Genomic DNA, 26152 nt, shown 5'->3' on the forward strand with positions numbered 1-26152 from the left:
GTTGTTACCCTGATCCACCCGATCGCGATGGACGACGGTCTGCGTTTCGCAATCCGTGAAGGCGGCCGTACCGTTGGTGCGGGCGTTGTTGCTAAAGTTCTGGGCTAATTACACGTTAATTAGTTTCGAATTAAAAAGGGCGCTTCGGCGCCCTTTTTGCATTTGTTGACTGCATATCTTATTCGTACTGTCAGAACAAATAAATTATTCATATTTAAAATATAAATTAAATTTAATATCTTAAATATGAATGTTTCTGTTTTTAAAATGCTTCTTTTGTCAGGCTTTTTTCTTATTTTTAATGCCGTAATTTAATTCATATTGAAGGGTTCTCGTAAAACGTAAATAATTCCTGTGTAGGACTTTTTTTGCAGTTTTTACGTCACAAAGGATTATAATGAAATTAAATATATTTACTAAATCTATGATTGGTATGGGGCTGGTGTGTTCCGCTCTGCCAGCATTGGCAATGGAAGCATGGAATAACCAACAAGGTGGTAATAAATATCAGGTTATTTTCGATGGCAAAATTTATGAAAATGCCTGGTGGGTTTCTTCTACAAATTGCCCGGGAAAAGCGAAAGCAAATGATGCAACTAACCCGTGGCGTTTAAAGCGTACCGCAACAGCTGCAGAAATTAGTCAGTTTGGAAATACACTTTCCTGCGAAAAGAGCGGCAGCTCATCTTCTTCAAATTCAAATACGCCTGCATCCAATACGCCGGCTAATGGCGGTTCGGCTACACCAGCACAGGGCACTGTTCCGTCTAATTCTTCTGTAGTTGCCTGGAATAAACAGCAGGGCGGTCAGACCTGGTATGTCGTCTTTAATGGTGCGGTATATAAAAATGCCTGGTGGGTAGCCTCTTCTAACTGCCCGGGTGATGCGAAAGGCAATGATGCCAGCAACCCATGGCGTTATGTTCGTGCCGCTACGGCAACGGAAATCTCAGAAACCAGTAATCCACAGTCCTGTACTTCAGCGCCACAGCCTGCACCGGATGTGAAACCGGCACCGGACGTTAAACCGGCTCCTGATGTTCAGCCAGCCCCAGCTGACAAGTCAAACGACAACTATGCTGTCGTAGCCTGGAAAGGTCAGGAAGGTTCTTCTACATGGTACGTTATCTACAACGGCGGCATTTATAAGAACGCCTGGTGGGTAGGCGCGGCAAATTGCCCGGGCGATGCGAAAGAAAACGATGCCAGCAACCCATGGCGTTATGTTCGCGCGGCAACGGCAACAGAAGTCAGCCAGTATGGTAACCCTGGCTCCTGTTCCGTTAAGCCGGATAATAATGGCGGTGCTGTGACTCCGGTTGATCCAACTCCGGAAACACCGGTGACCCCAACCCCGGATAACAACGAGCCATCAACACCAGCGGATAGCGGTAACGATTACTCATTGCAAGCGTGGAGCGGCCAGGAAGGTAGCGAAATTTACCATGTTATCTTCAATGGTAATATCTATCAGAATGCCTGGTGGGTTGGGTCTAAAGATTGCCCACGGGGTACCAGCGCTGAAAACTCCAATAACCCATGGCGTCTCGTGCGTACAGCTACCGCTGCGGAATTGAGTCAGTACGGTAACCCGACTACCTGTGAAATTGATAATGGCGGCGTCATTGTTGCGGATGGTTTCCAGGCCAGCAAAGCGTACAGCGCGAACAGCATCGTAGATTATAACGATGCACATTATAAAACCTCTGTCGATCAAGACGCATGGGGCTTTGTCCCGGGCGGCGATAACCCGTGGAAGAAATATGAACCGGCGAAAGCATGGTCCGCATCCACTGTGTACGTGAAAGGTGATCGCGTTGTTGTTGATGGGCAGGCTTATGAAGCGCTGTTCTGGACGCAAAGTGACAACCCTGCTCTGGTGGCGAACCAAAACGCCACCGGTAGCAATAGCCGCCCGTGGAAGCCGTTAGGTAAGGCTCAGAGCTATAGCAACGAAGAGCTGAATAATGCGCCGCAGTTTAATCCAGAAACGCTTTATGCCAGCGATACGCTGATTCGCTTTAACGGTGTGAACTACATTTCTCAGAGTAAAGTGCAGAAAGTTTCTCCTTCTGACAACAACCCGTGGCGTGTTTTTGTTGACTGGACCGGAACCAAAGAACGTGTAGGTACGCCGAAGAAAGCGTGGCCGAAACACGTTTATGCACCGTATGTTGACTTTACGCTGAATACGATCCCGGATCTGGCTGCGCTGGCTAAGAATCATAACGTCAACCACTTCACGCTGGCGTTTGTGGTGAGTAAAGATGCGAACACCTGTCTGCCGACATGGGGTACCGCTTATGGTATGCAGAATTACGCTCAGTACAGCAAAATCAAAGCTCTGCGTGAGGCTGGCGGCGATGTGATGCTGTCTATCGGTGGTGCTAACAACGCTCCGCTGGCTGCTTCCTGTAAGAACGTAGACGATCTGATGCAGCATTATTATGACATCGTTGATAACCTGAACCTCAGAGTCCTGGACTTCGATATCGAAGGCACCTGGGTTGCGGATCAGGCATCTATTGAACGTCGTAACCTTGCTGTGAAGAAAGTGCAGGATAAATGGAAGTCAGAAGGCAAAGATATTGCTATCTGGTACACCTTGCCAATTCTACCGACTGGCCTGACGCCGGAAGGGATGAATGTCCTGAGCGATGCCAAAGCGAAAGGTGTTGAGCTGGCGGGTGTGAACGTGATGACAATGGACTACGGTAACGCGATTTGTCAGTCTGCAAATACCGAAGGCCAGAACATTCACGGTAAGTGTGCAACGTCTGCGATTGCCAACCTGCATTCACAATTGAAAGGCCTCCATCCCAACAAGAGCGATGCAGAAATTGACGCTATGATGGGTACCACGCCGATGGTTGGCGTGAACGACGTTCAGGGCGAGGTGTTCTATCTCTCTGATGCTCGTCTGGTCATGCAGGATGCGCAGAAGCGTAATCTCGGTATGGTTGGTATCTGGTCAATCGCGCGCGACCTGCCGGGCGGCACTAACCTGTCTCCGGAATTCCACGGTCTGACTAAAGAACAGGCACCGAAGTACGCATTTAGCGAAATCTTCGCGCCGTTTACTAAGCAATAAATGTGTTGGTGATACCTTCCGGTATCGCCGCATTTTTTGTCAATGGGCTACTTTGGGTAGCCCATTATTTTTATTCATATTTCTATTCTTTGCTTAAAAAAGAGTCTTTCCGTAATTGAAATAAGAACTATTTTCATTTATTTTTGAAGAAAGTATACGGGAGTCTCTATGTACGTTTGTCTTTGTAATGGTATCAGCGATAAAAAAATTCGTCAGGCTGTGCGCCAGTTTTCCCCCCACTCGTTCCAGCAATTAAAAAAATTTATTCCGGTCGGTAATCAGTGCGGTAAATGTGTCCGGGCCGCGCGTGAAGTGATGGAGGATGAATTAATGCAGTTGCCGGAGTTTAAGGAGTCCGCATAAACGGAGTGTGTTTTTTGACTTACTCGTAAGCCGTTCTACGCTTCAAAGAGTGGAAGCGAAGGAGTCAAAAAATGAAAGGTGATACTAAAGTTATAAATTATCTCAACAAACTGTTGGGAAATGAGCTTGTCGCAATCAATCAGTACTTTCTTCATGCCCGGATGTTTAAAAACTGGGGTCTTAAACGTCTCAATGATGTGGAGTATCATGAATCCATTGATGAGATGAAACACGCCGATCGTTATATTGAGCGCATTCTTTTTCTGGAAGGTCTTCCAAACTTACAGGACCTGGGCAAACTGAACATTGGTGAAGATGTTGAGGAAATGCTACGTTCTGATCTGGCACTTGAGCTGGATGGCGCGAAGAATTTGCGTGAGGCAATTGGTTATGCCGATAGCGTTCATGATTACGTCAGCCGCGATATGATGATAGAAATTTTGCGTGATGAAGAAGGCCATATCGACTGGCTGGAAACGGAACTTGATCTGATTCAGAAGATGGGCCTACAAAATTATCTGCAAGCACAGATCCGCGAAGAAAGTTGAGCCGTGTCGGGAGGGAGAACCCTCCCGGTTAATACGAAATCCAGGCCAGATACCCCAGGTTTATCATGCTGCCGAGCGCAAGCCACGGGCCGAATGCGATAGTGGTTATAGTCCGGCGTTGCAGAAGTTGTGAAACGATGGCGTAACCAATGCCACCCAGTGAGGCAATCAGCAGTATCATTGGCAACGTTTGCCAACCACACCACGCGCCTGCAGCGGCCAGTAGCTTGAAATCACCGTAGCCCAATCCCTCTTTGTGACAAACTAACCAGACGCCCCAGTAAACACACCACAGCACCCCATAGCCAGCTACGGCGCCGTAAACCGCATCATGTAAATCAATCAATCCAGACTGCGCATTAAATACCAAGCCAAGCCAGAGCAGCGGTAAGGTGAGTTTGTCGGGCAGGAGTTGAGTGCGAAAATCAATAACACTGAGCGTGAGTGCGAAACAGAAATAGAGAAAGAGTGCGCCAGTCACGATGGGCGTGAAAGGTGCCAGGGCGCAGGCGATAGCAGCAGCAACGCAAAGTATCAGGGGCACTGTATCATGCCAGGCATATTTTTTTTGCCTGAAATGAATCAATACCTGGCGAAACGTTAACGCCGTTTTATCCTCCAAAGGCGAGAGGTGATAGGCCATAGCATTAACAAAATAACCTGCCATAAAACCAAGCAGAATGAAGAGCGGCAGTAGCATTGTCATTATTGTTGCTCCCTGAAGGACAAATGCTTGAGGGTGATCTCTTCGTTTCCGGCAAGAGTAAACTGAAGATCTTCAATAACAATACCGTATGTTATCTGTGCCGTAGTGAGCCAGCGGGAGACGTTTTCGAGGGGAGCTGTGACAGGATGAATTGTCAGGGTATTGTCCGGACCGTTTTCCAGCGTGATAGCCAAATTCTCACGTTTTGCTTCTTCGAGAAGGATATTTTTGATGGGCTGCGTAAGCGCAGGATGACCGAGTAAACCATGGGTGCTCGCTTGATCCTGCATCCATTTGATGTCCTTCTTAATTTTTTGCGTGTGGGATTGATGCTCTGCAATGCAGGTATCTATCGGTTTTATCACCCCAAGCCAACAAAAAACGCCGAGCGAGAGAACCGCCAGTGCCGCAACGAGCTGTTTTTCCGATGTGGATTTTTCTGCCCACCATGATTTAATCATTTCCCTGAGCTCCTTACTGTCCATACACTACTGACCGGATCTTTTTCTGTTTTTTCCATCGGAAGCCAGGACTGTGTTAATTCACAGAAACGATCGATATTGGCTTCACTCTTAGCACTCATTTTTAAGGTCAGCGACTTTTGCTTCTGGCTATAGTTCGCCTCCATTAACTGCAGTTCAGGGTGTTCCAGCAGAAGTGTTTGTAAATGATAGAGCAACGGCACAGCTTCAGGATATTGCTGAGCGAGTTGCTGCTTAAAGTAAAAACGAAAGTTGTGGGTGCGTTTGAGCTGCGGGAAATAACGTTGCCAGGTTTCTTGCTGTTGTTGCTGAAGTTGATCTTCAATCTTAAGCGTATGCCAGAGCGCGATGCCCCGGCTGCCAACAAAAGAAAGAATGGCGAGAACGAGACAGCTTACTGCCAGGCGGGTGAGCCATTTTCCCGATTTGCTTACAGTTTTCTGTTTACGAAAAACACCATGCAGCATGTCATAGCGCTGGAATGCAATATCGGCAGAATACAAACTCAGTGATGGTATTTCAGGATGCTGGATAAGTGGATTGGCCGCTGCAATGCCGTGAGGTGCTACACCATAACAAAGCATATTCTCAGGCGGAAACTGGGCAGCAAGATGCTGTAACCAGTGTTCATCCAGTTCGTTGAAGGCATGTGCGGCACTGCGAATGAGCCAGCTTGTTTGCTGGTTAACCAGAGTCCAGCTATCTACTTCCCGGGGAAGATAGCAGCCATCAGGCAAAACCCGCGTTACGTTGAGTCCGGCAGTATGTAAACGCTCAAGATAACGACTGAGTTTCTCCAACTGAATGCCTATCACCTCGACACTTTCGTTTTGTTTATCGACAACCGTCCAGTGCCAGTCCTGGGTGTTGTCGGGTAACGTCTCCTCTGCCAGCCATTGCAATGTTTGTGCGGTGAGTTTGTATTTGGCGTTGGGCAGCGTGAGGGAACGATATAAAAGGCCCTCTGGTGGGATCAAAAGATGAACATTTCCGGCACCGGGCTGATCCGCCAGCGATTCCAGCGGAAGATCGTCTGTGAGCGTATGTACCGAAGATACGCTATCTGCGGAGAACGTCATCCATTCCCAATGCTTACGCAGCGTCGAGGAAGAACGTATGACCATCAACGATTCAGGCATCACGATCCTTATGATTAGTAGAGTTGCAGCGTACGCCGATAGATTTGGGCGCTCTGCTGTTTACGGTTGAAAAAAATATGGCTTTGCCATCCCTGGGATTGTTCGTCGCTGATACTTTCCGTACTCAGCGTAAAATAGCGGCTATAGGGAAAGAGATGCCCTTTCACCTGAGCTACCAGAGGCTTCACGCCGGAGAAATCCTGCTGCGCCCAGTAAAGAAATGCATCCGTGGTTAGCCAGCCTTCCCTCGGCCTTTTTTGCAATAAGACCCGAGCGTCAGCATCCGTGATGTTATTGAGGAATAACGCTCTAAAGAGCGGAATATCGTTCTCCGTTAGCATATTAAGATTGATGCTAAGTTCCGTGGTCGGGAGAACGCAGACATACGGGATAAGCCGCTGATAGATGTTTTCGGTTATGCCTTTTATCTGACGCAATTCGCCGGTCAGAAAAAGCATCTGATTGGCACTATGCCGGGGCGGCGTCTGGCTTTGGTAAAAGTTATCTTCTGCGCCGTGAAAGCGTGGTGAGTCATCGACATCAATATAGTCAGCGATTGATTGCACGATCTCATCGGTGTTTCCGCGATCGATACCGGCGTTAATCAGCAGCGTACTGAATACCTGGGCGGGGAAATCAGGGGAAGCCAGCGGGTCGTCAGAGATTTTTGCTAACGCATTGAGATTAAAACAGTGCTGGGCATCGCGTAACTGCCACTTCACTGTATTGCCATCTTCCAGCTGCAACTGTTGCGGCTGTGCCCAGTACTGCTGCAACGTGGTCTGTCTGTCGTTATCTTTAACGTCCTGGGTGAGGCTGGCAAGCGCAAGTTTCTCCGCCAGTTCAATATCATATTGCCGTTGCAGATGATGGTTTACCTGGCGGGTTCGCTGAAGCTGGCTGTGAAAACTGAGCGTCATGTCTGCTGCCAGAGCAGCCATGAGCGCCAGTAGCATCAATACAATGAGCAGCGCGACGCCGCGTTGTTCATTATTCATGGTTATTATTCCCGGCCTGCGTCTGAGCTGGCGACTCTTCTCTCGCTAACTGCTCAGGTAATGCAAAACGACGCTGTAATGCCCCATATTGCTGAGTCTGCAGATGTAGTGTGACTGAGAGAGGAAGTTCCTTGCTTTCCCCGCTGTTACTTTCCAGAAGAAAGCTCCCGACGTGCTCCAACATCGCCTGGGCGGGTTGATCCTTCCTGCCATCCACAGAAGTACGAACAGCACGGTAGAGCGTATGATTTCGCAGATACCAGTGAACAGTGAGTAAGGTTTGTGCTTCACTGAGAGGAGCCAGCGGATCGCGACTTTGCGTGGTAAAAATAGCTTCTTCACCCAACACCATGATCTTGTCCGTACTCCGATTCCTCCTGGCGACCAATTGCAGGAGATCGTTATCAAGAATGGTGATGGTGCGCTGTAGCTGATTGAACTGCTGGATTTCTTTCTGTGAGCGTTGATGCAACTCGGAAGCTTGCGAAAAAATCATAAACGCCAGCACACTAAGCATTGAGAAAATCGCCAGCGCCGCCATGACTTCCAGCAATGTGAAACCCTGCTGGCGATTAATCATCTTGTGCCTGCCCGGATTTATTATCGATGCTTTGATAACGCGTAAGCGAGGTTGTCTGACCGCTGGGTAATGTCACCGTTATGGTGCGTTCCAGAAGCGTACCGTCTTTACTTGAGTGGATATCGCTGCGCCAGTTCCACTCTTCGCCATTTATTAACTCTTTGCCAGAACTGGACGTGTTTTCATCGTTGAATGAATCTTGTGACTGAAGCTGGTTATCCGCTATCCACAATGCCAGCGTCTCGTTACGCATCCGCTCGATGGCATTTCGTTGCCCTTGCATACTGCTCATTAAAGTCAGCGCAACAGCGGTGAAAATACTCATCGCCAGTAAGACTTCAAGCAGTGTCATCCCTGATTGTTTGTTCATGGGCGGGTATCTCTGGCGAGCGTTTGATCCAGGGGCCATGTGCCTGAACTGACTAACGTCAGGAGCGGCTCACCGGTCCCGGCGTTAGCCATCAACAAAGAGAAGGGCGTGATTTGTCCGTCGGCCAGAATCACCACCTGCGGTTGGTTGCTGTCATCAGGTTTAAATGGCTGAAGATGAATTGAGAGTTCTTCATCCCAGTCATTTTGGCTCTCGTCTGCGGCATCTTCTTGTAATGGAACCCAGCGCCAGGCTGAGGGTGTTTTGCCCGGCACCATAATGCGCCAGGCTGAATCAGAGAAATGGATACCGACAGGCTGACCACTGAGCGTGGCGCGGTCGATGGCTAATTCAAGTGCAGCGGTAAACCGCGCCGCTGTTTCGCGCGCACGAGTGCTGGCGGCATCCTCCCGACCATATGTGAAGAGCACCACACTTGCCGTGATAGCGACCAGCGCCAGCACCAGCATCATCTCCAGTAGGGTAAACCCGCGTTGCTGATTCATCGCTGACTTACTTTTTCTTCTTGCTCAGACCCCAGTTGGTGATGTCGTCCTCGGTTCCCATTTCACCGTCCGGCCCTGCTGAAAGCAGATCGTATGCGCCGTGTTCACCAGGATTAACAAGGACATAATCATTGCCCCAGGGATCGGCTGGCAGACGTTTGATATAACCTTCCTTGTTATAGTTTGCAGCCAGCGGTGGCAGTGTCGGCGCTTCGACTAAGGATTCAAGCCCCTGATTCGTGGTTGGATAGCGATGATTGTCGAGCTTGTACATATCCAGGGCGTTTTCAAGCGCCACAATATCGCTGACGGCTTTTTGTTTATCTGCCTTTTCTTTATTGCCCATCAGGTTGGGAACCACCAGGCTGGCAAGTACGCCAATGATGACAATAACCACCATAATTTCCAGTAATGTAAAACCGCGTTGCTTATCCGTTGCGCGCATATACTTTCCTTAATTAATCATTGAGTTAAGTTGAAGAAGAGGTTGGAGTACCGAGACAACAATAAACAGGACGATCAGTGCCATCGTAATAATGAGTGCTGGCTCGAAGATGGAGAGCGTTAAGGCGATCCGATTTTGTTGGAGTGTCTCCTGGTTATCTGCGGCTCTGACCATTAACGTGCCGAGCTGCCCGCTTTTTTCGCCAGAGGCCACCATGTAGAGCATCATCGGCGGGAAAATTGCGGTTTGTTCCAGCGAAAGATGAATGCTGTTACCCTGGCGAACGTTTTCTGCCGCATTTGCCAGACGCTGGCGAATTTCGAGGTTGCTGAGGCTTTCGGTGGACAAATTCATCCCATCCAGCAGAGGGACGCCGCTGGATTGCAAAATACTTAAAGTGCGGAGATAGCGTGCGCTGTTAATGGCGCAAATCAGCGGGCCGATGAGCGCAACGCGCAGCAACATGGCATGAAAACGGTGGCGGTTATTGCCGCGTTTTAACCAGAGCCAGAAACCTACAGCGACAATAAACATTGCGGCTAATAATGTCGGGCCGGTACGTTGCAACGTGTCGCTCAGACCTAAAAGAATGCGTGTACTCAGCGGCAGTTGCTGCTTCATATGCACAAACTGCTCGGTAATTTTAGGCACGACAGCAGTGAGGAGAATAATCACGACCACAATCGCCACCGCAGTCAGCATGCAGGGATAGATCAGTGACTGAATGAGTTTGCTGCGGATTTTCTGCCGATTTTCATTGTAATCAGCCAGTTTTTCCAACACCGGGGCCAGCAGCCCGCTTTTTTCACCCGCTTTAACCAGGGTACGATAGAGCGAATCGAAAAGCGTGGGAAAATGCTGCAATGCATCTGAAAGGGGATGCCCTTCAAGGATGGCGCTGCGCACCTGATTTAACACGTCAGCCAGTCGTTTATTACTGCTTTGTTGACCGATCACGGCAAGGCTCTCTTCCAGGGGTAATGCCGCTGCGCTTAAGGTTGCCAACTGCCGGGTGAAAAGCGTCAGTTCACTATGGCTGATCCTCGGGCGACGTATTTTTACTCCCGAACTTTTTTGGGGGCGAATATCCAGCAGGAAAAGCCCTTCTTCGCGCAGCCGCAGCCGTGCCTGACGCTCATCGTTAGCATCAATGACTCCCTGCAATTTTTGACCATCCTGGGTCATGGCGCGATAGCGATAATTCATGCTTCGCTCTCCAGCGTGACACTGGCGACGCGCATAACCTCATCCCAGGAGGTGTCACCGCTTATCACTTTTTGCAGGCCATTTTTGATTAAGGCGTTGTGTTGTTGCCGGACTAGTCGCTCCAGTGTTTGTTCATCCACATTTTCATGAATAGCGGCCCGCAATTCCGGCGTCACCACCATCATTTCGTGGATTGCCATGCGCCCCTGATAGCCGGATTGATGGCAATGAGGGCAGCCTACGGGAGTGCCAATTGCTGTCACCGCGAGCTGATGATATTTAAACATCTGCGCTTGTTGGGGTGATACGGGCGTGAATTGTCGGCATTGCGGACACAGGCGACGAACCAGACGTTGCGCGATAATCCCTGCCATTGAAGACGAAAGCAGGAATGATTCGACGCCCATGTCGCGGAGTCGGGTTACCGCGCCTGATGCACTGTTGGTGTGGAGTGTTGAGAGCACCAGATGACCGGTGAGCGAGGCCTGAACCGCAATCTGCGCGGTTTCTGTATCACGAATTTCCCCCACCATGACGACATCCGGGTCCTGGCGAAGTATGGCGCGCAGGCCGCGAGCGAAAGACATATCCACGCGGGTATTCACCTGCGTTTGCCCAATGCCTTCCAGCTCATATTCCACGGGATCTTCTACCGTCAGAATATTGCGGCCGGGAGTATTCAGCGCCGAAAGGATGGCGTATAACGTGGTGCTTTTACCGGAGCCTGTCGGCCCTGTCACCAGGATAATACCGTGCGGAAGCTGAATGAGATTTTCTAAATCCTGCTTATCCGCTGCCGTCATCCCCAGGTTGTTCAATGAAAGCTGGAGGCTGTTTTTATCCAGCAGGCGGAGCACGGCGCGTTCACCATAGATGGACGGCAGTGTGGATACGCGGACATCTATGTTACGTCGCCCGATACGCAAACTGATTCTTCCATCCTGTGGAATACGTTTTTCGGCGATATCAAGACGAGCCATGACCTTAATTCGTGAAATAAGCAACGTTGCCAGTTTTTTATTTGGCTGTAAAATTGTTCGCAATACGCCATCGATGCGAAAACGGATCGACATTGTTTTTTCATAGGTTTCAATGTGGATGTCGGAGGCCATTTCTTTAATAGCCTCACTCAAAATGGCGTTGATTAAACGGATAACCGGTGCCGCTGAATCTTCATTCAGGAGATCTTCATTTGCGGGCATCTCTTCCGAAAGCGAGAGAAGATCGACGGATTGATCAATATCCTGCGCAATCTGTTGTGACTCACCGGTATTCTGATGGAATACCGCTTCCAGCCGGGCTTCAAAATCCGCTTGTGACAAGCTGGTCATGGTCTGGCACTGACCAACCTGGCGCTGAATATCAAGTAACCGCTCGAATGGCGTATCGGCGAGATAAATAATCTCGCCCTCTGAATACAGATAACCAATTCGTTGTGCCAGCGCCCAACTGGCGGGGTATGGTGAATGAATTCTCATAAGAATACCTCACCGTGACGATGGCGCAGGGGCGTGACTGTCGAACGTGTTTTCATCCAGCACAGGCAAATCTTCAGAGCCAACCAGCGCTTTTGATTTACCGTCGATCCGCTGTTGTTGCTCCTGGCGGTAACGGGTGTATTTCTCTTTCGATAGCGAGCGATAAACATCATCGTCACGAATAATCGTCGGGCGGATAAACACCATCAGGTTGCGTTTAGCGCGCTCGGTCGAGGTATAGCGGAAAAGTTGCCCCACTAAAGGAATATCGCCAAGCAGAGGAACCTTTGACACTTGCTCTTTAGAGAAATCGTCCAGCAATCCGCCCAGGACCACCGTTTCACCTGTTTTAACCAGCACGGCGTTTTGAATAGTACGGGTATTAAACGTCGGGCCGAGCGTCGAGTTAGACGAAGAGTCAACGCTGGAGACTTCCTGCTCTATTTCGAGCAACACCGCGTCGCCTTCATTGACCTGCGGAGTGACTTTGAGTTTTGTCCCCACCGTTTTGCGTTCGACTGTATTAAAGACGTTGTCGCCTGAAGTGGTCTGTGACCCGGATAGCACCGGCACATCCTGGCCAACGTTGAAGGACGCGAGTTTATTATCCAGCGTTACGATGCTTGGGGTGGCGAGGATGTCATTTTTATTGTTACTGGCCAGAGCGGTAAGCAGTACGCCCCAGTCGCCATTGAAGAAGCCTGCGGCCATGCCATTGTAGGCGCTAAACATATCCCAGGCAGGATTCGCGCTGGTGATCCCACCATTCTTTTTATAATCAGCCACACCTTGCGCAGCGTTAAAAATCGGTAATCCGGTATTGGTAAATTGCTGTGCGCCAACGTTTTTATTCGCCCATTGCACGCCGAGGTTAAGTCCATTTCCATCCTGAACTTCAACGATGATTGCCTCAACCAGCACCTGTGCACGGCGAATGTCCAGACGCGCAATTACCGTGGCGAGTTTTTCCTGGACGGACTGGTCAGCGGTAATGACCAACGAGTTGGTCTGTTCATCGGCGGTAATGGCGACGTTATCCATCGCGCCAGAAGAGGAGGGCTTACGCTCATTCCCTTTTTCATCTTTCAGCTTTTCGGAAACACCGGTTAACACTTCCACCAGATTCGTGGCCTTGGCATATTTCAGATAATAGACCCGGGTATTTCCTTCCTCGCTCTCTTCTACATCAAGTGTTTTCAGTAATGAGGTGATGCGCTGACGTGCCTTTTCCGGCCCGCTGATAATAAGTGAGTTCGTACGCTTATCTGCCACAATCTTCGCGGAAAGGAGAGCTGGCATCTGGCTTTTACCGTGGCTTTCGCTGATTAATTGATTCAAAATTTCGGCGAGATCTTCCGCTGACGCATACTCCAGATGAATAATTTGCTGCTTCTCTGTGCCGATGACATCAACACGCTTGATGACTTCAATAAGCTTATTAATGGTGGAGGCTCGACCGGTCAGAATAAGAACGTTGGAGGGTTCATAATGCACAACATTGCCGACGCTGCCGCCATCCATCATTTGGCGAAGCAGAGGGGCAAGATCACGAGCAGGAACGTTCTCAAGCGGTACGATACGAGTGACTAACTCATCACCAGCGCCAGGACGAGAACTGTCAGCAATCATTCCTGGTGACGTTTTTACATTGGCAGAGCGCACCACTTTCAGGAAACCATTGTCCAGCGTGATGACGGAATAACCGTAAAGATCGAGAATGCTCAAAAAGAATTGATAGTACTCTTGCTGGCTAAACGTATCATTGCTGCGGACAGATATCGTCCCCTGTACCGAGGGATCGATCAGAATCGTTTTGCCGAGATGCTGGCTAACTATTTCTACAAACTGGCGGATATCGGCGTTATTGAAATTGGCGCCGTATTGTTCGTTCTCGGCATGCCCTGCACAAGGCATTAGTAGTGCTGCCAACAGGCAGCAGGTAATTTTATTCAGTCCCTTCATCACTCTGTCCATTCATTCCTGTAAGTTCCCCGACGGAAACATTTATCAAGCGGGGTACGCCATTGCGACGAATTGTAAACTGAGCACTTTGTTGAGTTAGCAGTAAACTTAATGCCTGTGAAACCTCATCAGGGTGGGTCAGCGAAAGATTATTGATCCTGAGGGCGATATCCCCTGGTTGCAGCAAGCTGGTGGTAAATGCATTGAGGCCCTTACGAGGATTCAATCGAAGACCGTATATCTGTTCTCCATCACGTATAGGTGTGGCGATAATATAATTAGCGAGTACATTTTGACTTTCCGAATCAGGCTGCTTGATGATGTCAGGTAGCCCTGGATGGAGAGTTACTTTTTCGTAATGCCCGTGAGTTTCAAACACAACGCTGGTTTTATTTATTTTTCTAATAAATGTTCTCGGCGCTGACTCAAGAGCTTCGTTGAGGGAGTATCGCTTTTGTTCGCTCCCCTCATTAATTAAGACAAAAGAAGTCTCATCATTCGATGTGAGTACAATTCCATTAAGCGCTATAGAGAGCTTGGGTGTTTCCAGATTAACTGCCACGGGATTAGCATCTTTTACCCCATCATGATTTTCGTTGCGCCATAAAGCGGCAAGGCTGAACTCAGACTGAAATGCATTTGTTGGTTGATTAATGATCTGTCCATTTTTAACTATAGTTGTATGTAAATAATTCACATTAAAAATAATCAGCCCCATACTTATAAATATAATCAATATATTGATGGCAGCATCTTTATTATGATTCGCCAGATGGAAGGGGAAGCGTAGTGTGGGCACGATGTATGTTCTAATAAAATAGATTGGGTGGGTTGTATATTGACGTTAGTATAAATAGTATTAATGCCGCTTGCATGAATCAAGCAAAATTTATTTATATTAGTAATATGTATTTAATTAATAAATACATACATTATTTTTATGATTAAGGATAATCAATAATTAAAACAGGAAGTTCTATGTCTACGAGAAGAGAAGTTATTCTTTCCTGGTTGCGTGAGAAACGTCAGACCTGGCGTCTGTGCTATTTGTTGGGTGAGGCTGGAAGTGGAAAAACCTGGCTGGCGCAGCAACTACAAAAAGATAAACATCGCCGTGTGATTACTTTAAGCCTCGTTGTTTCCTGGCAAGGTAAGGCCGCATGGATCGTTACCGACGATAACGCGGCTGAACAGGGCTGCCGTGACAGCGCCTGGACACGAGATGAGATGACGGGGCAATTACTGCATGCGCTTCATCGAACTGATAGTCGCTGCCCTCTTATTATTATTGAAAATGCTCACCTGAATCACCGCCGCATACTTGATGATCTCCAACGCGCGATATCTCTTATTCCTGACGGTCAATTTTTGCTGCTCGGCAGACCCGATCGAAAAGTCGAACGAGATTTTAAAAAACAGCGCATTGAACTTGTCTCGACAGGACCTCTGACGGAGCACGAACTTAAGGCTAGTATCCTTGAAGGTCAGAATATTGACCAACCCGATCTCCTTTTAACCGCCAGAGTTCTGAAACGGATAGCTTTATTATGTCGGGGCGATCGCAGAAAGCTGGTGCTTGCCGGCGAAACAATTCGCTTATTACAGCAAGCCGAGCAGACCAGCGTTTTCACTGCAAAACAATGGCGAATGATTTACCGCGTATTGGGTGATAACCGCCCCCGGAAAATGCAGCTTGCCGTGGTAATGAGTGGAACAATTATCGCTATTACCTGTGGTTGGCTACTGCTGTCCTCTTTCACAGCTCCGTTCCCCGTTCCTGCGTGGCTGGTACCCGTAACGCCAGTAGTTAAACAAGATATGACTAAGGATATTGCTCATGTAGTGATGCGCGATAGTGAGGCGCTAAGCGTGTTATACGGCGTATGGGGGTACGAGGTCCCAGCTGATTCGGCCTGGTGCGATCAGGCAGTAAGAGCGGGGCTGGCATGTAAAAGTGGGAATGCTTCTTTACAAACATTGGTAGATCAGAATTTGCCTTGGATCGCATCGCTTAAAGTCGGGGACAAAAAATTGCCTGTTGTGGTCGTTCGCGTCGGTGATGCTACCGTTGATGTCCTCGTAGGGCAGCAAACCTGGACGCTGACACATCAATGGTTTGAGTCGGTATGGACGGGTGATTATCTTCTGTTATGGAAAATGTCGCCGGAAGGGGAGAGTACCATTACGCGTGATAGCAGCGAGGAAGAGATTCTCTGGCTGGAAACGATGTTAAACCGCGCATTGCATATTTCGACAGAACCTTCGGCAGAGTGGCGTCCCTTGTTGGTAGAAAAAATAAAGCAATTTCAAAAAAGCCACCACTTGAAAACTGACGGTGTTGTTGGCTTTTCAACGTTAGTACATCTCTGGCAGGTGGCAGGGGAGAGTGCCTACTTATATCGGGATGAAGCAAATATTTCCCCGGAAACAACAGTGAAGGGGAAATGACATGTTTGAATTCTATATCGCCGCGCGTGAGCAGAAAGAAACAGGTCACCCTGGTATCTTCTCCCGACAAAAACACAGCACCATAATATATGTCATTTGTTTATTGCTGATTTGCCTGTGGTTTGCAGGAATGGTGTTGGTTGGTGGGTATGCCAGGCAGCTATGGGCGCTTTGGATAGTAAAAGCAGAAGTCACAGTAGATGCTGAAACGCCTGCTTTTAAACAATCAACACAACACTATTTCTTCAAAAAACAGCCACTCCCCGTCGTCGAATCCGTCGAGGAGGAAGATGACCCAGGCGTCGCGGTTGAGAATGCCACCTCTTCTTCTGAAGACGAAGAAAATACTGTAGAAGAAAGCGACGAGAAAGCCGGTTTAAGAGAGCGTGTCAAAAATGCGCTGAACGAACTTGAGAGATAACCCCAAAGCTGTTTACTTTACTAGCAATATGCTTGCGTTCGGTGGTTAAGTATGTATAATGCGCGGGCTTGTCGTAGTTGACAGCAGGTTCAATCTGAACCTCAGTTAGCCGAATTTGGCTACCTAACAATGCTCCCAATCGGGGAGCTACGTAAGAACGGTTACACTCTCCCATCAATCGTAATGGGTCTGAGGAGTAATCATTTTCGTTTATAAAATAATTGGAGCTCTGGTCTCATGCAGAACCAAAGAATCCGTATCCGCCTGAAAGCGTTTGATCATCGTCTGATCGATCAAGCAACCGCGGAAATCGTCGAGACTGCCAAGCGCACTGGTGCGCAGGTCCGTGGTCCGATCCCGCTGCCGACACGCAAAGAGCGCTTCACTGTTCTGATCTCCCCGCACGTCAACAAAGACGCGCGCGATCAGTACGAAATCCGTACTCACTTGCGTCTGGTTGACATCGTTGAGCCAACCGAGAAAACCGTTGATGCTCTGATGCGTCTGGATCTGGCTGCCGGTGTAGACGTGCAGATCAGCCTGGGTTAATCAGGTCATTGAGCGATTGAGAGGTTGAAACAATGATTGGTTTAGTCGGTAAAAAAGTGGGTATGACCCGTATCTTCACAGAAGACGGCGTTTCTATCCCAGTAACCGTAATCGAAGTTGAAGCAAACCGCGTTACTCAGGTTAAAGACCTGGCTAACGATGGCTACCGTGCTATTCAGGTAACCACCGGTGCTAAAAAAGCTAACCGTGTGACCAAGCCTGAAGCTGGCCACTTCGCTAAAGCTGGCGTAGAAGCTGGCCGTGGTCTGTGGGAATTCCGCCTGGCTGAAGGCGAAGAGTTCACTGTAGGTCAGAGCATTAGCGTTGAACTGTTTGCTGACGTTAAAAAAGTTGACGTAACTGGCACCTCTAAAGGTAAAGGTTTCGCAGGTACCGTTAAGCGCTGGAACTTCCGTACCCAGGACGCTACTCACGGTAACTCCTTGTCTCACCGCGTTCCGGGTTCTATCGGTCAGAACCAGACTCCGGGCAAAGTGTTCAAAGGCAAGAAAATGGCAGGTCAGATGGGTAACGAACGTGTAACCGTTCAGAGCCTTGACGTAGTACGCGTTGACGCTGAGCGCAACCTGCTGCTGGTTAAAGGTGCTGTCCCGGGTGCAACCGGTAGCGACCTGATCGTTAAACCAGCTGTGAAGGCGTAAGGAGATAGCAATGGAATTAGTATTGAAAGACGCGCAGAGCGCGCTGACTGTTTCCGAAACTACCTTCGGTCGTGATTTCAACGAAGCGCTGGTTCACCAGGTTGTTGTTGCTTATGCAGCTGGTGCTCGTCAGGGTACTCGTGCTCAGAAGACTCGTGCTGAAGTAACTGGTTCCGGTAAAAAACCGTGGCGCCAGAAAGGCACCGGCCGTGCGCGTTCTGGTTCTATCAAGAGCCCGATCTGGCGTTCTGGTGGCGTGACCTTTGCTGCTCGTCCGCAGGACCACAGTCAAAAAGTTAACAAGAAGATGTACCGCGGCGCGCTGAAAAGCATCCTGTCCGAACTGGTACGTCAGGATCGTCTGATCGTTGTCGAGAAGTTCTCTGTAGAAGCGCCGAAAACTAAGCTGCTGGCACAGAAACTGAAAGACATGGCTCTGGAAGATGTGCTGATCATCACCGGTGAGCTGGACGAAAACCTGTTCCTGGCTGCGCGCAACCTGCACAAGGTTGACGTACGCGATGCAACTGGTATCGACCCGGTTAGCCTGATCGCCTTCGACAAAGTCGTAATGACTGCTGATGCTGTTAAGCAAGTTGAGGAGATGCTGGCATGATTCGTGAAGAACGTCTGCTGAAGGTGCTGCGTGCACCGCACGTTTCTGAAAAAGCGTCTACTGCGATGGAAAAATCCAACACCATCGTACTCAAAGTTGCTAAAGACGCGACCAAAGCAGAAATCAAAGCTGCTGTGCAGAAACTGTTTGAAGTCGAAGTCGAAGTCGTTAACACCCTGGTAGTTAAAGGGAAAGTTAAACGTCACGGACAGCGTATCGGTCGTCGTAGCGACTGGAAAAAAGCTTACGTCACCCTGAAAGAAGGCCAGAATCTGGACTTCGTTGGCGGCGCTGAGTAAGTCGGAGGAGTAATACAATGGCAGTTGTTAAATGTAAACCGACATCTCCGGGTCGTCGCCACGTTGTTAAAGTGGTTAACCCTGAGCTGCACAAGGGCAAACCTTTTGCTCCGTTGCTGGAAAAAAACAGCAAATCCGGTGGTCGTAACAACAATGGCCGTATCACCACTCGTCATATCGGTGGTGGCCACAAGCAGGCTTACCGTATTGTTGACTTCAAACGCAACAAAGACGGTATCCCGGCAGTTGTTGAACGTCTTGAGTACGATCCGAACCGTTCCGCGAACATCGCGCTGGTTCTGTACAAAGACGGTGAACGCCGTTACATCCTGGCCCCTAAAGGCCTGAAAGCTGGCGACCAGATTCAGTCTGGCGTTGATGCTGCAATCAAACCAGGTAACACCCTGCCGATGCGCAACATCCCGGTTGGTTCTACTGTTCATAACGTAGAAATGAAACCAGGTAAAGGCGGTCAGCTGGCACGTTCCGCTGGTACTTACGTTCAGATCGTTGCTCGTGATGGTGCTTATGTCACCCTGCGTCTGCGTTCTGGTGAAATGCGTAAAGTAGAAGCAGACTGCCGTGCAACTCTGGGCGAAGTTGGCAATGCTGAGCATATGCTGCGCGTTCTGGGTAAAGCAGGTGCTGCACGCTGGCGTGGTGTTCGTCCGACCGTTCGCGGTACCGCGATGAACCCGGTAGACCACCCACATGGTGGTGGTGAAGGTCGTAACTTTGGTAAGCACCCGGTAACTCCGTGGGGCGTTCAGACCAAAGGTAAGAAGACCCGCAGCAACAAGCGTACTGATAAATTCATCGTACGTCGCCGTAGCAAATAATTTTAGAGGATAAGCCATGCCACGTTCTCTCAAGAAAGGTCCTTTTATTGACCTGCACTTGCTGAAGAAGGTAGAGAAAGCGGTGGAAAGCGGAGACAAGAAGCCCCTGCGCACTTGGTCCCGTCGTTCAACGATCTTTCCTAACATGATCGGTTTGACCATCGCTGTCCATAATGGTCGTCAGCACGTTCCGGTATTTGTAACCGACGAAATGGTCGGTCACAAACTGGGTGAATTCGCACCGACTCGTACTTATCGCGGCCACGCTGCTGATAAAAAAGCGAAGAAGAAATAAGGTAGGAGGAAGAGATGGAAACTATCGCTAAACATCGCCATGCTCGTTCTTCTGCTCAGAAGGTTCGCCTTGTTGCTGACCTGATTCGCGGTAAGAAAGTGTCGCAGGCTCTGGATATTTTGACCTACACCAACAAGAAAGCGGCTGTACTGGTCAAGAAAGTTCTGGAATCTGCCATTGCTAACGCTGAACACAACGATGGCGCTGACATTGACGATCTGAAAGTTACGAAAATTTTCGTAGACGAAGGCCCGAGCATGAAGCGCATTATGCCGCGTGCAAAAGGTCGTGCAGATCGCATCCTGAAGCGCACCAGCCACATCACTGTGGTTGTGTCCGATCGCTGAGACTCTGGAGACTAGCAATGGGTCAGAAAGTACATCCTAATGGTATTCGCCTGGGTATTGTAAAACCATGGAACTCTACCTGGTTTGCGAACACCAAAGAATTCGCTGACAACCTGGACAGCGATTTTAAAGTACGTCAGTACCTGACTAAGGAACTGGCTAAAGCGTCCGTATCTCGTATCGTTATCGAGCGTCCGGCTAAGAGCATCCGTGTAACCATTCACACTGCTCGCCCGGGTATCGTTATCGGTAAAAAAGGTGAAGACGTAGAAAAACTGCGTAAGGTCGTAGCGGACATCGCTGGCGTTCCTGCACAGATCAACATCGCCGAAGTTCGTAAGCCTGAACTGGACGCAAAACTGGTTGCTGACAGCATCACTTCTCAGCTGGAACGTCGCGTTATGTTCCGTCGTGCTATGAAGCGTGCTGTACAGAACGCAATGCGTCTGGGCGCTAAAGGTATTAAAGTTGAAGTTAGCGGCCGTCTGGGCGGCGCGGAAATCGCACGTACCGAATGGTACCGCGAAGGTCGCGTACCGCTGCACACTCTGCGTGCTGACATCGACTACAACACCTCTGAAGCGCACACCACTTACGGTGTAATCGGCGTTAAAGTGTGGATCTTCAAAGGCGAGATCCTGGGTGGTATGGCTGCTGTTGAACAACCGGAAAAACCGGCTGCTCAGCCTAAAAAGCAGCAGCGTAAAGGCCGTAAATAAGGAGCGTCGCTGATGTTACAACCAAAGCGTACAAAATTCCGTAAAATGCACAAAGGCCGTAACCGCGGTCTGGCGCAGGGTACGGATGTTAGCTTCGGCAGCTTCGGTCTGAAAGCTGTTGGCCGTGGTCGTCTGACTGCACGTCAGATCGAAGCAGCACGTCGTGCTATGACCCGTGCAGTTAAGCGTCAAGGTAAGATCTGGATCCGTGTGTTCCCGGACAAACCGATCACTGAAAAGCCGCTGGCAGTGCGTATGGGTAAAGGTAAAGGTAACGTGGAGTATTGGGTTGCCTTGATTCAGCCGGGTAAAGTCCTGTATGAAATGGACGGTGTTCCGGAAGAGCTGGCCCGTGAAGCATTCAAGCTGGCAGCAGCGAAACTGCCGATTAAAACCACCTTTGTAACTAAGACGGTGATGTAATGAAAGCAAAAGAGCTGCGTGAGAAGAGCGTTGAAGAGCTGAACACCGAGCTGCTGAACCTGCTGCGTGAGCAGTTCAACCTGCGTATGCAGGCTGCAAGTGGCCAGCTGCAACAGTCTCACCTGTTGAAGCAAGTGCGTCGCGATGTCGCACGCGTTAAGACTTTACTGAACGAGAAGGCGGGTGCGTAATGACCGATAAAATCCGTACTCTGCAAGGTCGCGTTGTTAGCGACAAAATGGAGAAATCCATTGTTGTTGCTATCGAACGTTTTGTGAAACACCCGATCTACGGTAAATTCATCAAGCGTACGACCAAACTGCACGTACATGACGAGAACAACGAATGCGGTATCGGTGACGTGGTTGAAATCCGCGAATGCCGTCCGCTGTCCAAGACTAAATCCTGGACGCTGGTTCGCGTTGTAGAGAAAGCGGTTCTGTAATACAGTACACTCTCTCGATACGAATAAACGGCTCAGAAATGAGCCGTTTATTTTTTCTACCCATATCCTTGAAGCGGTGTTATAATGCCGCGCCCTCGATATGGGGATTTTTAACGACCTGATTTTCGGGTCTCAGTAGTAGTTGACATTAGCGGAGCACTAAAATGATCCAAGAACAGACTATGCTGAACGTCGCCGACAACTCCGGTGCACGTCGCGTAATGTGTATCAAGGTTCTGGGTGGCTCGCACCGTCGCTACGCAGGCGTAGGCGACATCATCAAGATCACCATCAAAGAAGCAATTCCGCGTGGTAAGGTCAAAAAAGGTGATGTGCTGAAGGCGGTAGTGGTGCGCACCAAGAAGGGTGTTCGTCGCCCGGACGGTTCTGTCATTCGCTTCGATGGTAATGCTTGTGTTCTTCTGAACAACAACAGCGAGCAGCCTATCGGTACGCGTATTTTTGGGCCGGTAACTCGTGAGCTTCGTAGTGAGAAGTTCATGAAAATTATCTCTCTGGCACCAGAAGTACTCTAAGGAGCGAATCATGGCAGCGAAAATCCGTCGTGATGACGAAGTTATCGTGTTAACCGGTAAAGATAAAGGTAAACGCGGTAAAGTTAAGAATGTCCTGTCTTCCGGCAAGGTCATTGTTGAAGGTATCAACCTGGTTAAGAAACATCAGAAGCCGGTTCCGGCCCTGAACCAACCGGGTGGCATCGTTGAAAAAGAAGCCGCTATTCAGGTTTCCAACGTAGCAATCTTCAATGCGGCAACCGGCAAGGCTGACCGTGTAGGCTTTAGATTCGAAGACGGTAAAAAAGTCCGTTTCTTCAAGTCTAACAGCGAAACTATCAAGTAATTTGGAGTAGTACGATGGCGAAACTGCATGATTACTACAAAGACGAAGTAGTTAAAAAACTCATGACTGAGTTTAACTACAATTCTGTCATGCAAGTCCCTCGGGTCGAGAAGATCACCCTGAACATGGGTGTTGGTGAAGCGATCGCTGACAAAAAACTGCTGGATAACGCAGCAGCAGACCTGGCAGCAATCTCCGGTCAAAAACCGTTGATCACCAAAGCACGCAAATCTGTTGCAGGCTTCAAAATCCGTCAGGGCTATCCGATCGGCTGTAAAGTAACTCTGCGTGGCGAACGCATGTGGGAGTTCTTTGAGCGCCTGATCACTATTGCTGTACCTCGTATCCGTGACTTCCGTGGCCTGTCCGCTAAGTCTTTCGACGGTCGTGGTAACTACAGCATGGGTGTCCGTGAGCAGATCATCTTCCCAGAAATCGACTACGATAAAGTCGACCGCGTTCGTGGTTTGGATATTACCATTACCACTACTGCGAAATCTGACGAAGAAGGCCGCGCTCTGCTGGCTGCCTTTGACTTCCCGTTCCGCAAGTAAGGTAGGGTTACTAAATGGCTAAGCAATCAATGAAAGCACGCGAAGTAAAACGCGTAGCTTTAGCTGATAAATACTTCGCGAAACGCGCTGAACTGAAAGCGATCATCTCTGATGTGAACGCTTCCGACGAAGATCGTTGGAACGCTGTTCTCAAGCTGCAGACTCTGCCGCGTGATTCCAGCCCGTCTCGTCAGCGTAACCGCTGCCGTCAAACAGGTCGTCCGCATGGTTTCCTGCGGAAGTTCGGGTTGAGCCGTATTAAGGTCCGTGAAGCCGCTATGCGCGGTGAAATCCCGGGTCTGAAAAAGGCTAGCTGGTAATTGTCACCAATTGAATCACGGGAGTAAAGACAGATGAGCATGCAAGATCCGATCGCGGATATGCTGACCCGTATCCGTAACGGTCAGGCCGCGAACAAAGCTGCGGTCACCATGCCTTCCTCCAAGCTGAAAGTGGCAATCGCCAACGTGCTGAAGGAAGAAGGTTTTATTGAAGATTTTAAAGTTGAAGGCGACACCAAGCCTGAACTGGAACTTACTCTGAAGTATTTCCAGGGCAAAGCTGTTGTAGAAAGCATTCAGCGTGTCAGCCGCCCAGGTCTGCGCATCTATAAACGTAAAGATGAGCTGCCGAAAGTTATGGCGGGTCTGGGTATCGCAGTTGTTTCTACCTCTAAAGGTGTTATGACTGATCGTGCAGCGCGCCAGGCTGGTCTTGGTGGCGAAATTATCTGCTACGTAGCCTAATCGGAGGAAAAAATGTCTCGTGTTGCTAAAGCACCGGTCGTTGTTCCTGCCGGCGTTGACGTAAAAATCAACGGTCAGGTTATTACGATCAAAGGTAAAAACGGCGAGCTGACTCGTACTCTCAACGATGCTGTTGAAGTTAAACATGCAGATAATACCCTGACCTTCGGTCCGCGTGATGGTTACGCAGACGGTTGGGCACAGGCTGGTACCGCGCGTGCCCTGCTGAACTCAATGGTTATCGGTGTTACCGAAGGCTTCACTAAGAAGCTGCAGCTGGTTGGTGTAGGTTACCGTGCAGCGGTTAAAGGCAATGTGATTAACCTGTCTCTGGGTTTCTCTCATCCTGTTGACCATCAGCTGCCTGCGGGTATCACTGCTGAATGTCCGACTCAGACTGAAATCGTGCTGAAAGGCGCTGATAAGCAGGTGATCGGCCAGGTTGCAGCGGATCTGCGCGCCTACCGTCGTCCTGAGCCTTACAAAGGCAAGGGTGTTCGTTACGCCGACGAAGTCGTGCGTACCAAAGAGGCTAAGAAGAAGTAAGGTAACACTATGGATAAGAAATCTGCTCGTATCCGTCGTGCGACCCGCGCACGCCGCAAGCTCCAGGAGCTGGGCGCAACTCGCCTGGTGGTACATCGTACCCCGCGTCACATTTACGCACAGGTAATTGCACCGAACGGTTCTGAAGTTCTGGTAGCTGCTTCTACTGTAGAAAAAGCTATCGCTGAACAACTGAAGTACACCGGTAACAAAGACGCGGCTGCAGCTGTGGGTAAAGCTGTCGCTGAACGCGCTCTGGAAAAAGGCATCAAAGATGTATCCTTTGACCGTTCCGGGTTCCAATATCATGGTCGTGTCCAGGCACTGGCAGATGCTGCCCGTGAAGCTGGCCTTCAGTTCTAAGGTAGAGGTGTAAGATGGCTCACATCGAAAAACAAGCTGGCGAACTGCAGGAAAAGCTGATCGCGGTAAACCGCGTATCTAAAACCGTTAAAGGTGGTCGTATTTTCTCCTTCACAGCTCTGACTGTAGTTGGCGATGGTAACGGTCGCGTTGGTTTTGGTTACGGTAAAGCGCGTGAAGTTCCAGCAGCGATCCAGAAAGCGATGGAAAAAGCCCGTCGCAATATGATTAACGTCGCGCTGAATAACGGCACTCTGCAACACCCTGTTAAAGGTGTTCATACGGGTTCTCGCGTATTCATGCAGCCGGCTTCCGAAGGTACCGGTATCATCGCCGGTGGTGCAATGCGCGCCGTTCTGGAAGTCGCTGGGGTTCATAACGTTCTGGCTAAAGCGTATGGTTCCACCAACCCGATTAACGTGGTTCGTGCAACTATCGATGGCCTGGAAAATATGAATTCTCCAGAAATGGTCGCTGCCAAGCGTGGTAAATCCGTTGAAGAAATTCTGGGGAAATAAACCATGGCAAAGACTATTAAAATTACTCAAACCCGCAGTGCAATCGGTCGTCTGCCGAAACACAAGGCAACGCTGCTTGGCCTGGGTCTGCGTCGTATTGGTCACACCGTAGAGCGCGAGGATACTCCTGCTATTCGCGGTATGATCAACGCGGTTTCCTTCATGGTTAAAGTTGAGGAGTAAGAGATGCGTTTAAATACTCTGTCTCCGGCCGAAGGCTCCAAAAAGGCGGGTAAACGCCTGGGTCGTGGTATCGGTTCTGGCCTCGGTAAAACCGGTGGTCGTGGTCACAAAGGTCAGAAGTCTCGTTCTGGCGGTGGCGTACGTCGCGGTTTCGAGGGTGGTCAGATGCCTCTGTACCGTCGTCTGCCGAAATTCGGCTTCACTTCTCGTAAAGCAGCGATTACAGCCGAAGTTCGTCTGTCTGACCTGGCTAAAGTAGAAGGCGGTGTTGTAGACCTGAACACGCTGAAAGCGGCTAACATTATCGGTATCCAGATCGAGTTCGCGAAAGTGATCCTGGCTGGCGAAGTAACTACTCCGGTAACTGTTCGTGGCCTGCGTGTTACTAAAGGCGCTCGTGCTGCTATCGAAGCTGCTGGCGGTAAAATCGAGGAATAAGTAGCA

39 protein-coding genes are annotated in these 26152 nt (G+C 49.5%); 27 read left to right on the forward strand and 12 right to left on the reverse strand.

Annotated features, from left to right (window positions below):
* The 4 genes from FQ015_RS16430 to bfr all read left to right on the forward strand — a co-directional run.
* A partial coding sequence (locus FQ015_RS16430) for an elongation factor Tu (RefSeq protein WP_023228615.1) occupies positions 1–108 on the forward strand: 108 nt, incomplete at its 5' end.
* A gap of 289 nt (positions 109–397) precedes the next feature.
* On the forward strand, positions 398–3091 hold the full coding sequence (gene chiA, locus FQ015_RS16435) for a bifunctional chitinase/lysozyme (RefSeq protein WP_115739460.1): 2694 nt from the start codon (positions 398–400) through the stop codon (positions 3089–3091).
* Between the two features lie 168 nt (positions 3092–3259).
* Positions 3260–3454: a bacterioferritin-associated ferredoxin gene (gene bfd, locus FQ015_RS16440; RefSeq protein WP_000289085.1), complete on the forward strand. Its 195-nt coding sequence runs from the start codon at positions 3260–3262 to the stop codon at positions 3452–3454.
* 71 nt (positions 3455–3525) lie between these two features.
* The gene (gene bfr, locus FQ015_RS16445) at positions 3526–4002 is read left to right on the forward strand and encodes a bacterioferritin (RefSeq protein ID WP_000675505.1); all 477 of its coding nucleotides are present in this window, start codon (positions 3526–3528) and stop codon (positions 4000–4002) included.
* A 28-nt stretch (positions 4003–4030) separates the two neighbouring features.
* Here the strand turns inward: bfr and gspO are convergent, their stop codons facing one another.
* Genes gspO through gspC form a run of 12 tightly spaced genes read right to left on the reverse strand, consistent with a single transcriptional unit; the run spans position 4031 to position 14673 of the window.
* Positions 4031–4708, reverse strand: a complete 678-nt coding sequence (gene gspO / locus FQ015_RS16450) for a prepilin peptidase GspO (RefSeq protein ID WP_160524282.1) — start codon at positions 4706–4708, stop codon at positions 4031–4033.
* A complete protein-coding gene (gene gspM / locus FQ015_RS16455) occupies positions 4708–5169 on the reverse strand; it encodes a type II secretion system protein GspM (protein WP_160524283.1) in 462 nt (153 codons plus the stop codon). The genes gspO and gspM overlap by 1 nt, the downstream gene beginning before the upstream one ends.
* Positions 5166–6329, reverse strand: coding sequence for a type II secretion system protein GspL (gspL, locus tag FQ015_RS16460; RefSeq protein ID WP_160524284.1), 1164 nt, complete (start codon positions 6327–6329; stop codon positions 5166–5168). Before gspL ends, gspM begins: the two co-directional genes overlap by 4 nt.
* A 14-nt stretch (positions 6330–6343) precedes the next feature.
* Positions 6344–7327: a type II secretion system minor pseudopilin GspK gene (gspK, locus tag FQ015_RS16465; protein WP_160524285.1), complete on the reverse strand. Its 984-nt coding sequence runs from the start codon at positions 7325–7327 to the stop codon at positions 6344–6346.
* A complete protein-coding gene (gspJ, locus tag FQ015_RS16470) occupies positions 7320–7907 on the reverse strand; it encodes a type II secretion system minor pseudopilin GspJ (RefSeq protein WP_160524286.1) in 588 nt (195 codons plus the stop codon). The genes gspK and gspJ overlap by 8 nt, the downstream gene beginning before the upstream one ends.
* A complete protein-coding gene (gspI, locus tag FQ015_RS16475; protein WP_039021463.1) occupies positions 7900–8277 on the reverse strand; it encodes a type II secretion system minor pseudopilin GspI in 378 nt (125 codons plus the stop codon). The genes gspJ and gspI overlap by 8 nt, the downstream gene beginning before the upstream one ends.
* Entirely contained in the window at positions 8274–8783 is a 510-nt protein-coding gene (gspH, locus tag FQ015_RS16480) for a type II secretion system minor pseudopilin GspH (RefSeq protein WP_115739465.1), read from the reverse strand. The genes gspI and gspH overlap by 4 nt, the downstream gene beginning before the upstream one ends.
* Before the next feature lie 7 nt (positions 8784–8790).
* The gene (gene gspG / locus FQ015_RS16485; protein WP_001202877.1) at positions 8791–9228 is read right to left on the reverse strand and encodes a type II secretion system major pseudopilin GspG; all 438 of its coding nucleotides are present in this window, start codon (positions 9226–9228) and stop codon (positions 8791–8793) included.
* A gap of 9 nt (positions 9229–9237) precedes the next feature.
* The gene (gene gspF, locus FQ015_RS16490; protein ID WP_160524287.1) at positions 9238–10434 is read right to left on the reverse strand and encodes a type II secretion system inner membrane protein GspF; all 1197 of its coding nucleotides are present in this window, start codon (positions 10432–10434) and stop codon (positions 9238–9240) included.
* On the reverse strand, positions 10431–11912 hold the full coding sequence (gene gspE / locus FQ015_RS16495; protein ID WP_160524288.1) for a type II secretion system ATPase GspE: 1482 nt from the start codon (positions 11910–11912) through the stop codon (positions 10431–10433). The genes gspF and gspE overlap by 4 nt, the downstream gene beginning before the upstream one ends.
* A gap of 9 nt (positions 11913–11921) precedes the next feature.
* Positions 11922–13874 carry a type II secretion system secretin GspD gene (gspD, locus tag FQ015_RS16500; protein ID WP_039021467.1) on the reverse strand — a complete coding sequence of 651 codons (1953 nt, stop codon included), beginning with the start codon at positions 13872–13874 and terminating at the stop codon, positions 11922–11924.
* Positions 13858–14673, reverse strand: coding sequence for a type II secretion system protein GspC (gene gspC, locus FQ015_RS16505; protein ID WP_039021468.1), 816 nt, complete (start codon positions 14671–14673; stop codon positions 13858–13860). The genes gspD and gspC overlap by 17 nt, the downstream gene beginning before the upstream one ends.
* A gap of 179 nt (positions 14674–14852) precedes the next feature.
* Between gspC and gspA the strand changes: the two genes are divergently transcribed.
* The 23 genes from gspA to rplO all read left to right on the forward strand — a co-directional run bounded on the left by gspA (position 14853) and on the right by rplO (position 26146).
* A complete protein-coding gene (gspA, locus tag FQ015_RS16510; protein ID WP_039021469.1) occupies positions 14853–16322 on the forward strand; it encodes a type II secretion system protein GspA in 1470 nt (489 codons plus the stop codon).
* Between the two features lies 1 nt (position 16323).
* On the forward strand, positions 16324–16743 hold the full coding sequence (gene gspB, locus FQ015_RS16515) for a putative general secretion pathway protein GspB (RefSeq protein WP_000461441.1): 420 nt from the start codon (positions 16324–16326) through the stop codon (positions 16741–16743).
* 237 nt (positions 16744–16980) lie between these two features.
* The gene (gene rpsJ, locus FQ015_RS16520) at positions 16981–17292 is read left to right on the forward strand and encodes a 30S ribosomal protein S10 (RefSeq protein ID WP_001181004.1); all 312 of its coding nucleotides are present in this window, start codon (positions 16981–16983) and stop codon (positions 17290–17292) included.
* Positions 17293–17324: 32 nt separating this feature from the next.
* Entirely contained in the window at positions 17325–17954 is a 630-nt protein-coding gene (gene rplC, locus FQ015_RS16525; protein WP_000579833.1) for a 50S ribosomal protein L3, read from the forward strand.
* 10 nt (positions 17955–17964) lie between these two features.
* Positions 17965–18570 (forward strand): 50S ribosomal protein L4, encoded by a 606-nt coding sequence (rplD, locus tag FQ015_RS16530; protein WP_000424395.1) that lies wholly within the window; start codon positions 17965–17967, stop codon positions 18568–18570.
* Positions 18567–18869 carry a 50S ribosomal protein L23 gene (rplW, locus tag FQ015_RS16535; protein WP_000617544.1) on the forward strand — a complete coding sequence of 101 codons (303 nt, stop codon included), beginning with the start codon at positions 18567–18569 and terminating at the stop codon, positions 18867–18869. Before rplD ends, rplW begins: the two co-directional genes overlap by 4 nt.
* A 17-nt stretch (positions 18870–18886) precedes the next feature.
* Positions 18887–19708: a 50S ribosomal protein L2 gene (gene rplB, locus FQ015_RS16540; RefSeq protein WP_000301864.1), complete on the forward strand. Its 822-nt coding sequence runs from the start codon at positions 18887–18889 to the stop codon at positions 19706–19708.
* Positions 19709–19724: 16 nt separating this feature from the next.
* Positions 19725–20003: a 30S ribosomal protein S19 gene (rpsS, locus tag FQ015_RS16545; RefSeq protein WP_001138117.1), complete on the forward strand. Its 279-nt coding sequence runs from the start codon at positions 19725–19727 to the stop codon at positions 20001–20003.
* 14 nt (positions 20004–20017) lie between these two features.
* Positions 20018–20350: a 50S ribosomal protein L22 gene (gene rplV / locus FQ015_RS16550; RefSeq protein ID WP_000447529.1), complete on the forward strand. Its 333-nt coding sequence runs from the start codon at positions 20018–20020 to the stop codon at positions 20348–20350.
* A 17-nt stretch (positions 20351–20367) separates the two neighbouring features.
* A complete protein-coding gene (rpsC, locus tag FQ015_RS16555; RefSeq protein WP_000529945.1) occupies positions 20368–21069 on the forward strand; it encodes a 30S ribosomal protein S3 in 702 nt (233 codons plus the stop codon).
* A 12-nt stretch (positions 21070–21081) separates the two neighbouring features.
* The gene (gene rplP, locus FQ015_RS16560; RefSeq protein ID WP_000941212.1) at positions 21082–21492 is read left to right on the forward strand and encodes a 50S ribosomal protein L16; all 411 of its coding nucleotides are present in this window, start codon (positions 21082–21084) and stop codon (positions 21490–21492) included.
* Positions 21492–21683, forward strand: coding sequence for a 50S ribosomal protein L29 (gene rpmC / locus FQ015_RS16565; RefSeq protein ID WP_000644741.1), 192 nt, complete (start codon positions 21492–21494; stop codon positions 21681–21683). Before rplP ends, rpmC begins: the two co-directional genes overlap by 1 nt.
* Positions 21683–21937 carry a 30S ribosomal protein S17 gene (gene rpsQ, locus FQ015_RS16570; protein WP_000130100.1) on the forward strand — a complete coding sequence of 85 codons (255 nt, stop codon included), beginning with the start codon at positions 21683–21685 and terminating at the stop codon, positions 21935–21937. Before rpmC ends, rpsQ begins: the two co-directional genes overlap by 1 nt.
* A gap of 164 nt (positions 21938–22101) precedes the next feature.
* A complete protein-coding gene (rplN, locus tag FQ015_RS16575; protein WP_000613955.1) occupies positions 22102–22473 on the forward strand; it encodes a 50S ribosomal protein L14 in 372 nt (123 codons plus the stop codon).
* A 10-nt stretch (positions 22474–22483) separates the two neighbouring features.
* Entirely contained in the window at positions 22484–22798 is a 315-nt protein-coding gene (gene rplX, locus FQ015_RS16580) for a 50S ribosomal protein L24 (RefSeq protein WP_000729185.1), read from the forward strand.
* 14 nt (positions 22799–22812) lie between these two features.
* Entirely contained in the window at positions 22813–23352 is a 540-nt protein-coding gene (rplE, locus tag FQ015_RS16585) for a 50S ribosomal protein L5 (RefSeq protein ID WP_001096200.1), read from the forward strand.
* A 14-nt stretch (positions 23353–23366) separates the two neighbouring features.
* A complete protein-coding gene (rpsN, locus tag FQ015_RS16590; RefSeq protein WP_001118930.1) occupies positions 23367–23672 on the forward strand; it encodes a 30S ribosomal protein S14 in 306 nt (101 codons plus the stop codon).
* A 33-nt stretch (positions 23673–23705) separates the two neighbouring features.
* Positions 23706–24098, forward strand: coding sequence for a 30S ribosomal protein S8 (gene rpsH / locus FQ015_RS16595; RefSeq protein ID WP_000062611.1), 393 nt, complete (start codon positions 23706–23708; stop codon positions 24096–24098).
* A gap of 12 nt (positions 24099–24110) precedes the next feature.
* Positions 24111–24644 carry a 50S ribosomal protein L6 gene (rplF, locus tag FQ015_RS16600; RefSeq protein WP_000091945.1) on the forward strand — a complete coding sequence of 178 codons (534 nt, stop codon included), beginning with the start codon at positions 24111–24113 and terminating at the stop codon, positions 24642–24644.
* A gap of 9 nt (positions 24645–24653) precedes the next feature.
* The gene (gene rplR, locus FQ015_RS16605; RefSeq protein WP_000358960.1) at positions 24654–25007 is read left to right on the forward strand and encodes a 50S ribosomal protein L18; all 354 of its coding nucleotides are present in this window, start codon (positions 24654–24656) and stop codon (positions 25005–25007) included.
* Positions 25008–25021: 14 nt separating this feature from the next.
* On the forward strand, positions 25022–25525 hold the full coding sequence (rpsE, locus tag FQ015_RS16610; RefSeq protein WP_000940121.1) for a 30S ribosomal protein S5: 504 nt from the start codon (positions 25022–25024) through the stop codon (positions 25523–25525).
* Between the two features lie 3 nt (positions 25526–25528).
* On the forward strand, positions 25529–25708 hold the full coding sequence (rpmD, locus tag FQ015_RS16615) for a 50S ribosomal protein L30 (RefSeq protein WP_001140433.1): 180 nt from the start codon (positions 25529–25531) through the stop codon (positions 25706–25708).
* 3 nt (positions 25709–25711) lie between these two features.
* Positions 25712–26146 (forward strand): 50S ribosomal protein L15, encoded by a 435-nt coding sequence (gene rplO / locus FQ015_RS16620; protein WP_001238917.1) that lies wholly within the window; start codon positions 25712–25714, stop codon positions 26144–26146.
* The last annotated feature ends 6 nt before the right edge of the window (positions 26147–26152 follow it).

The sequence above is a fragment of the Escherichia sp. HH26CH genome (assembly GCF_009820205.1).
Taxonomy (GTDB): Bacteria; Pseudomonadota; Gammaproteobacteria; order Enterobacterales; family Enterobacteriaceae; genus Escherichia; species Escherichia coli_F.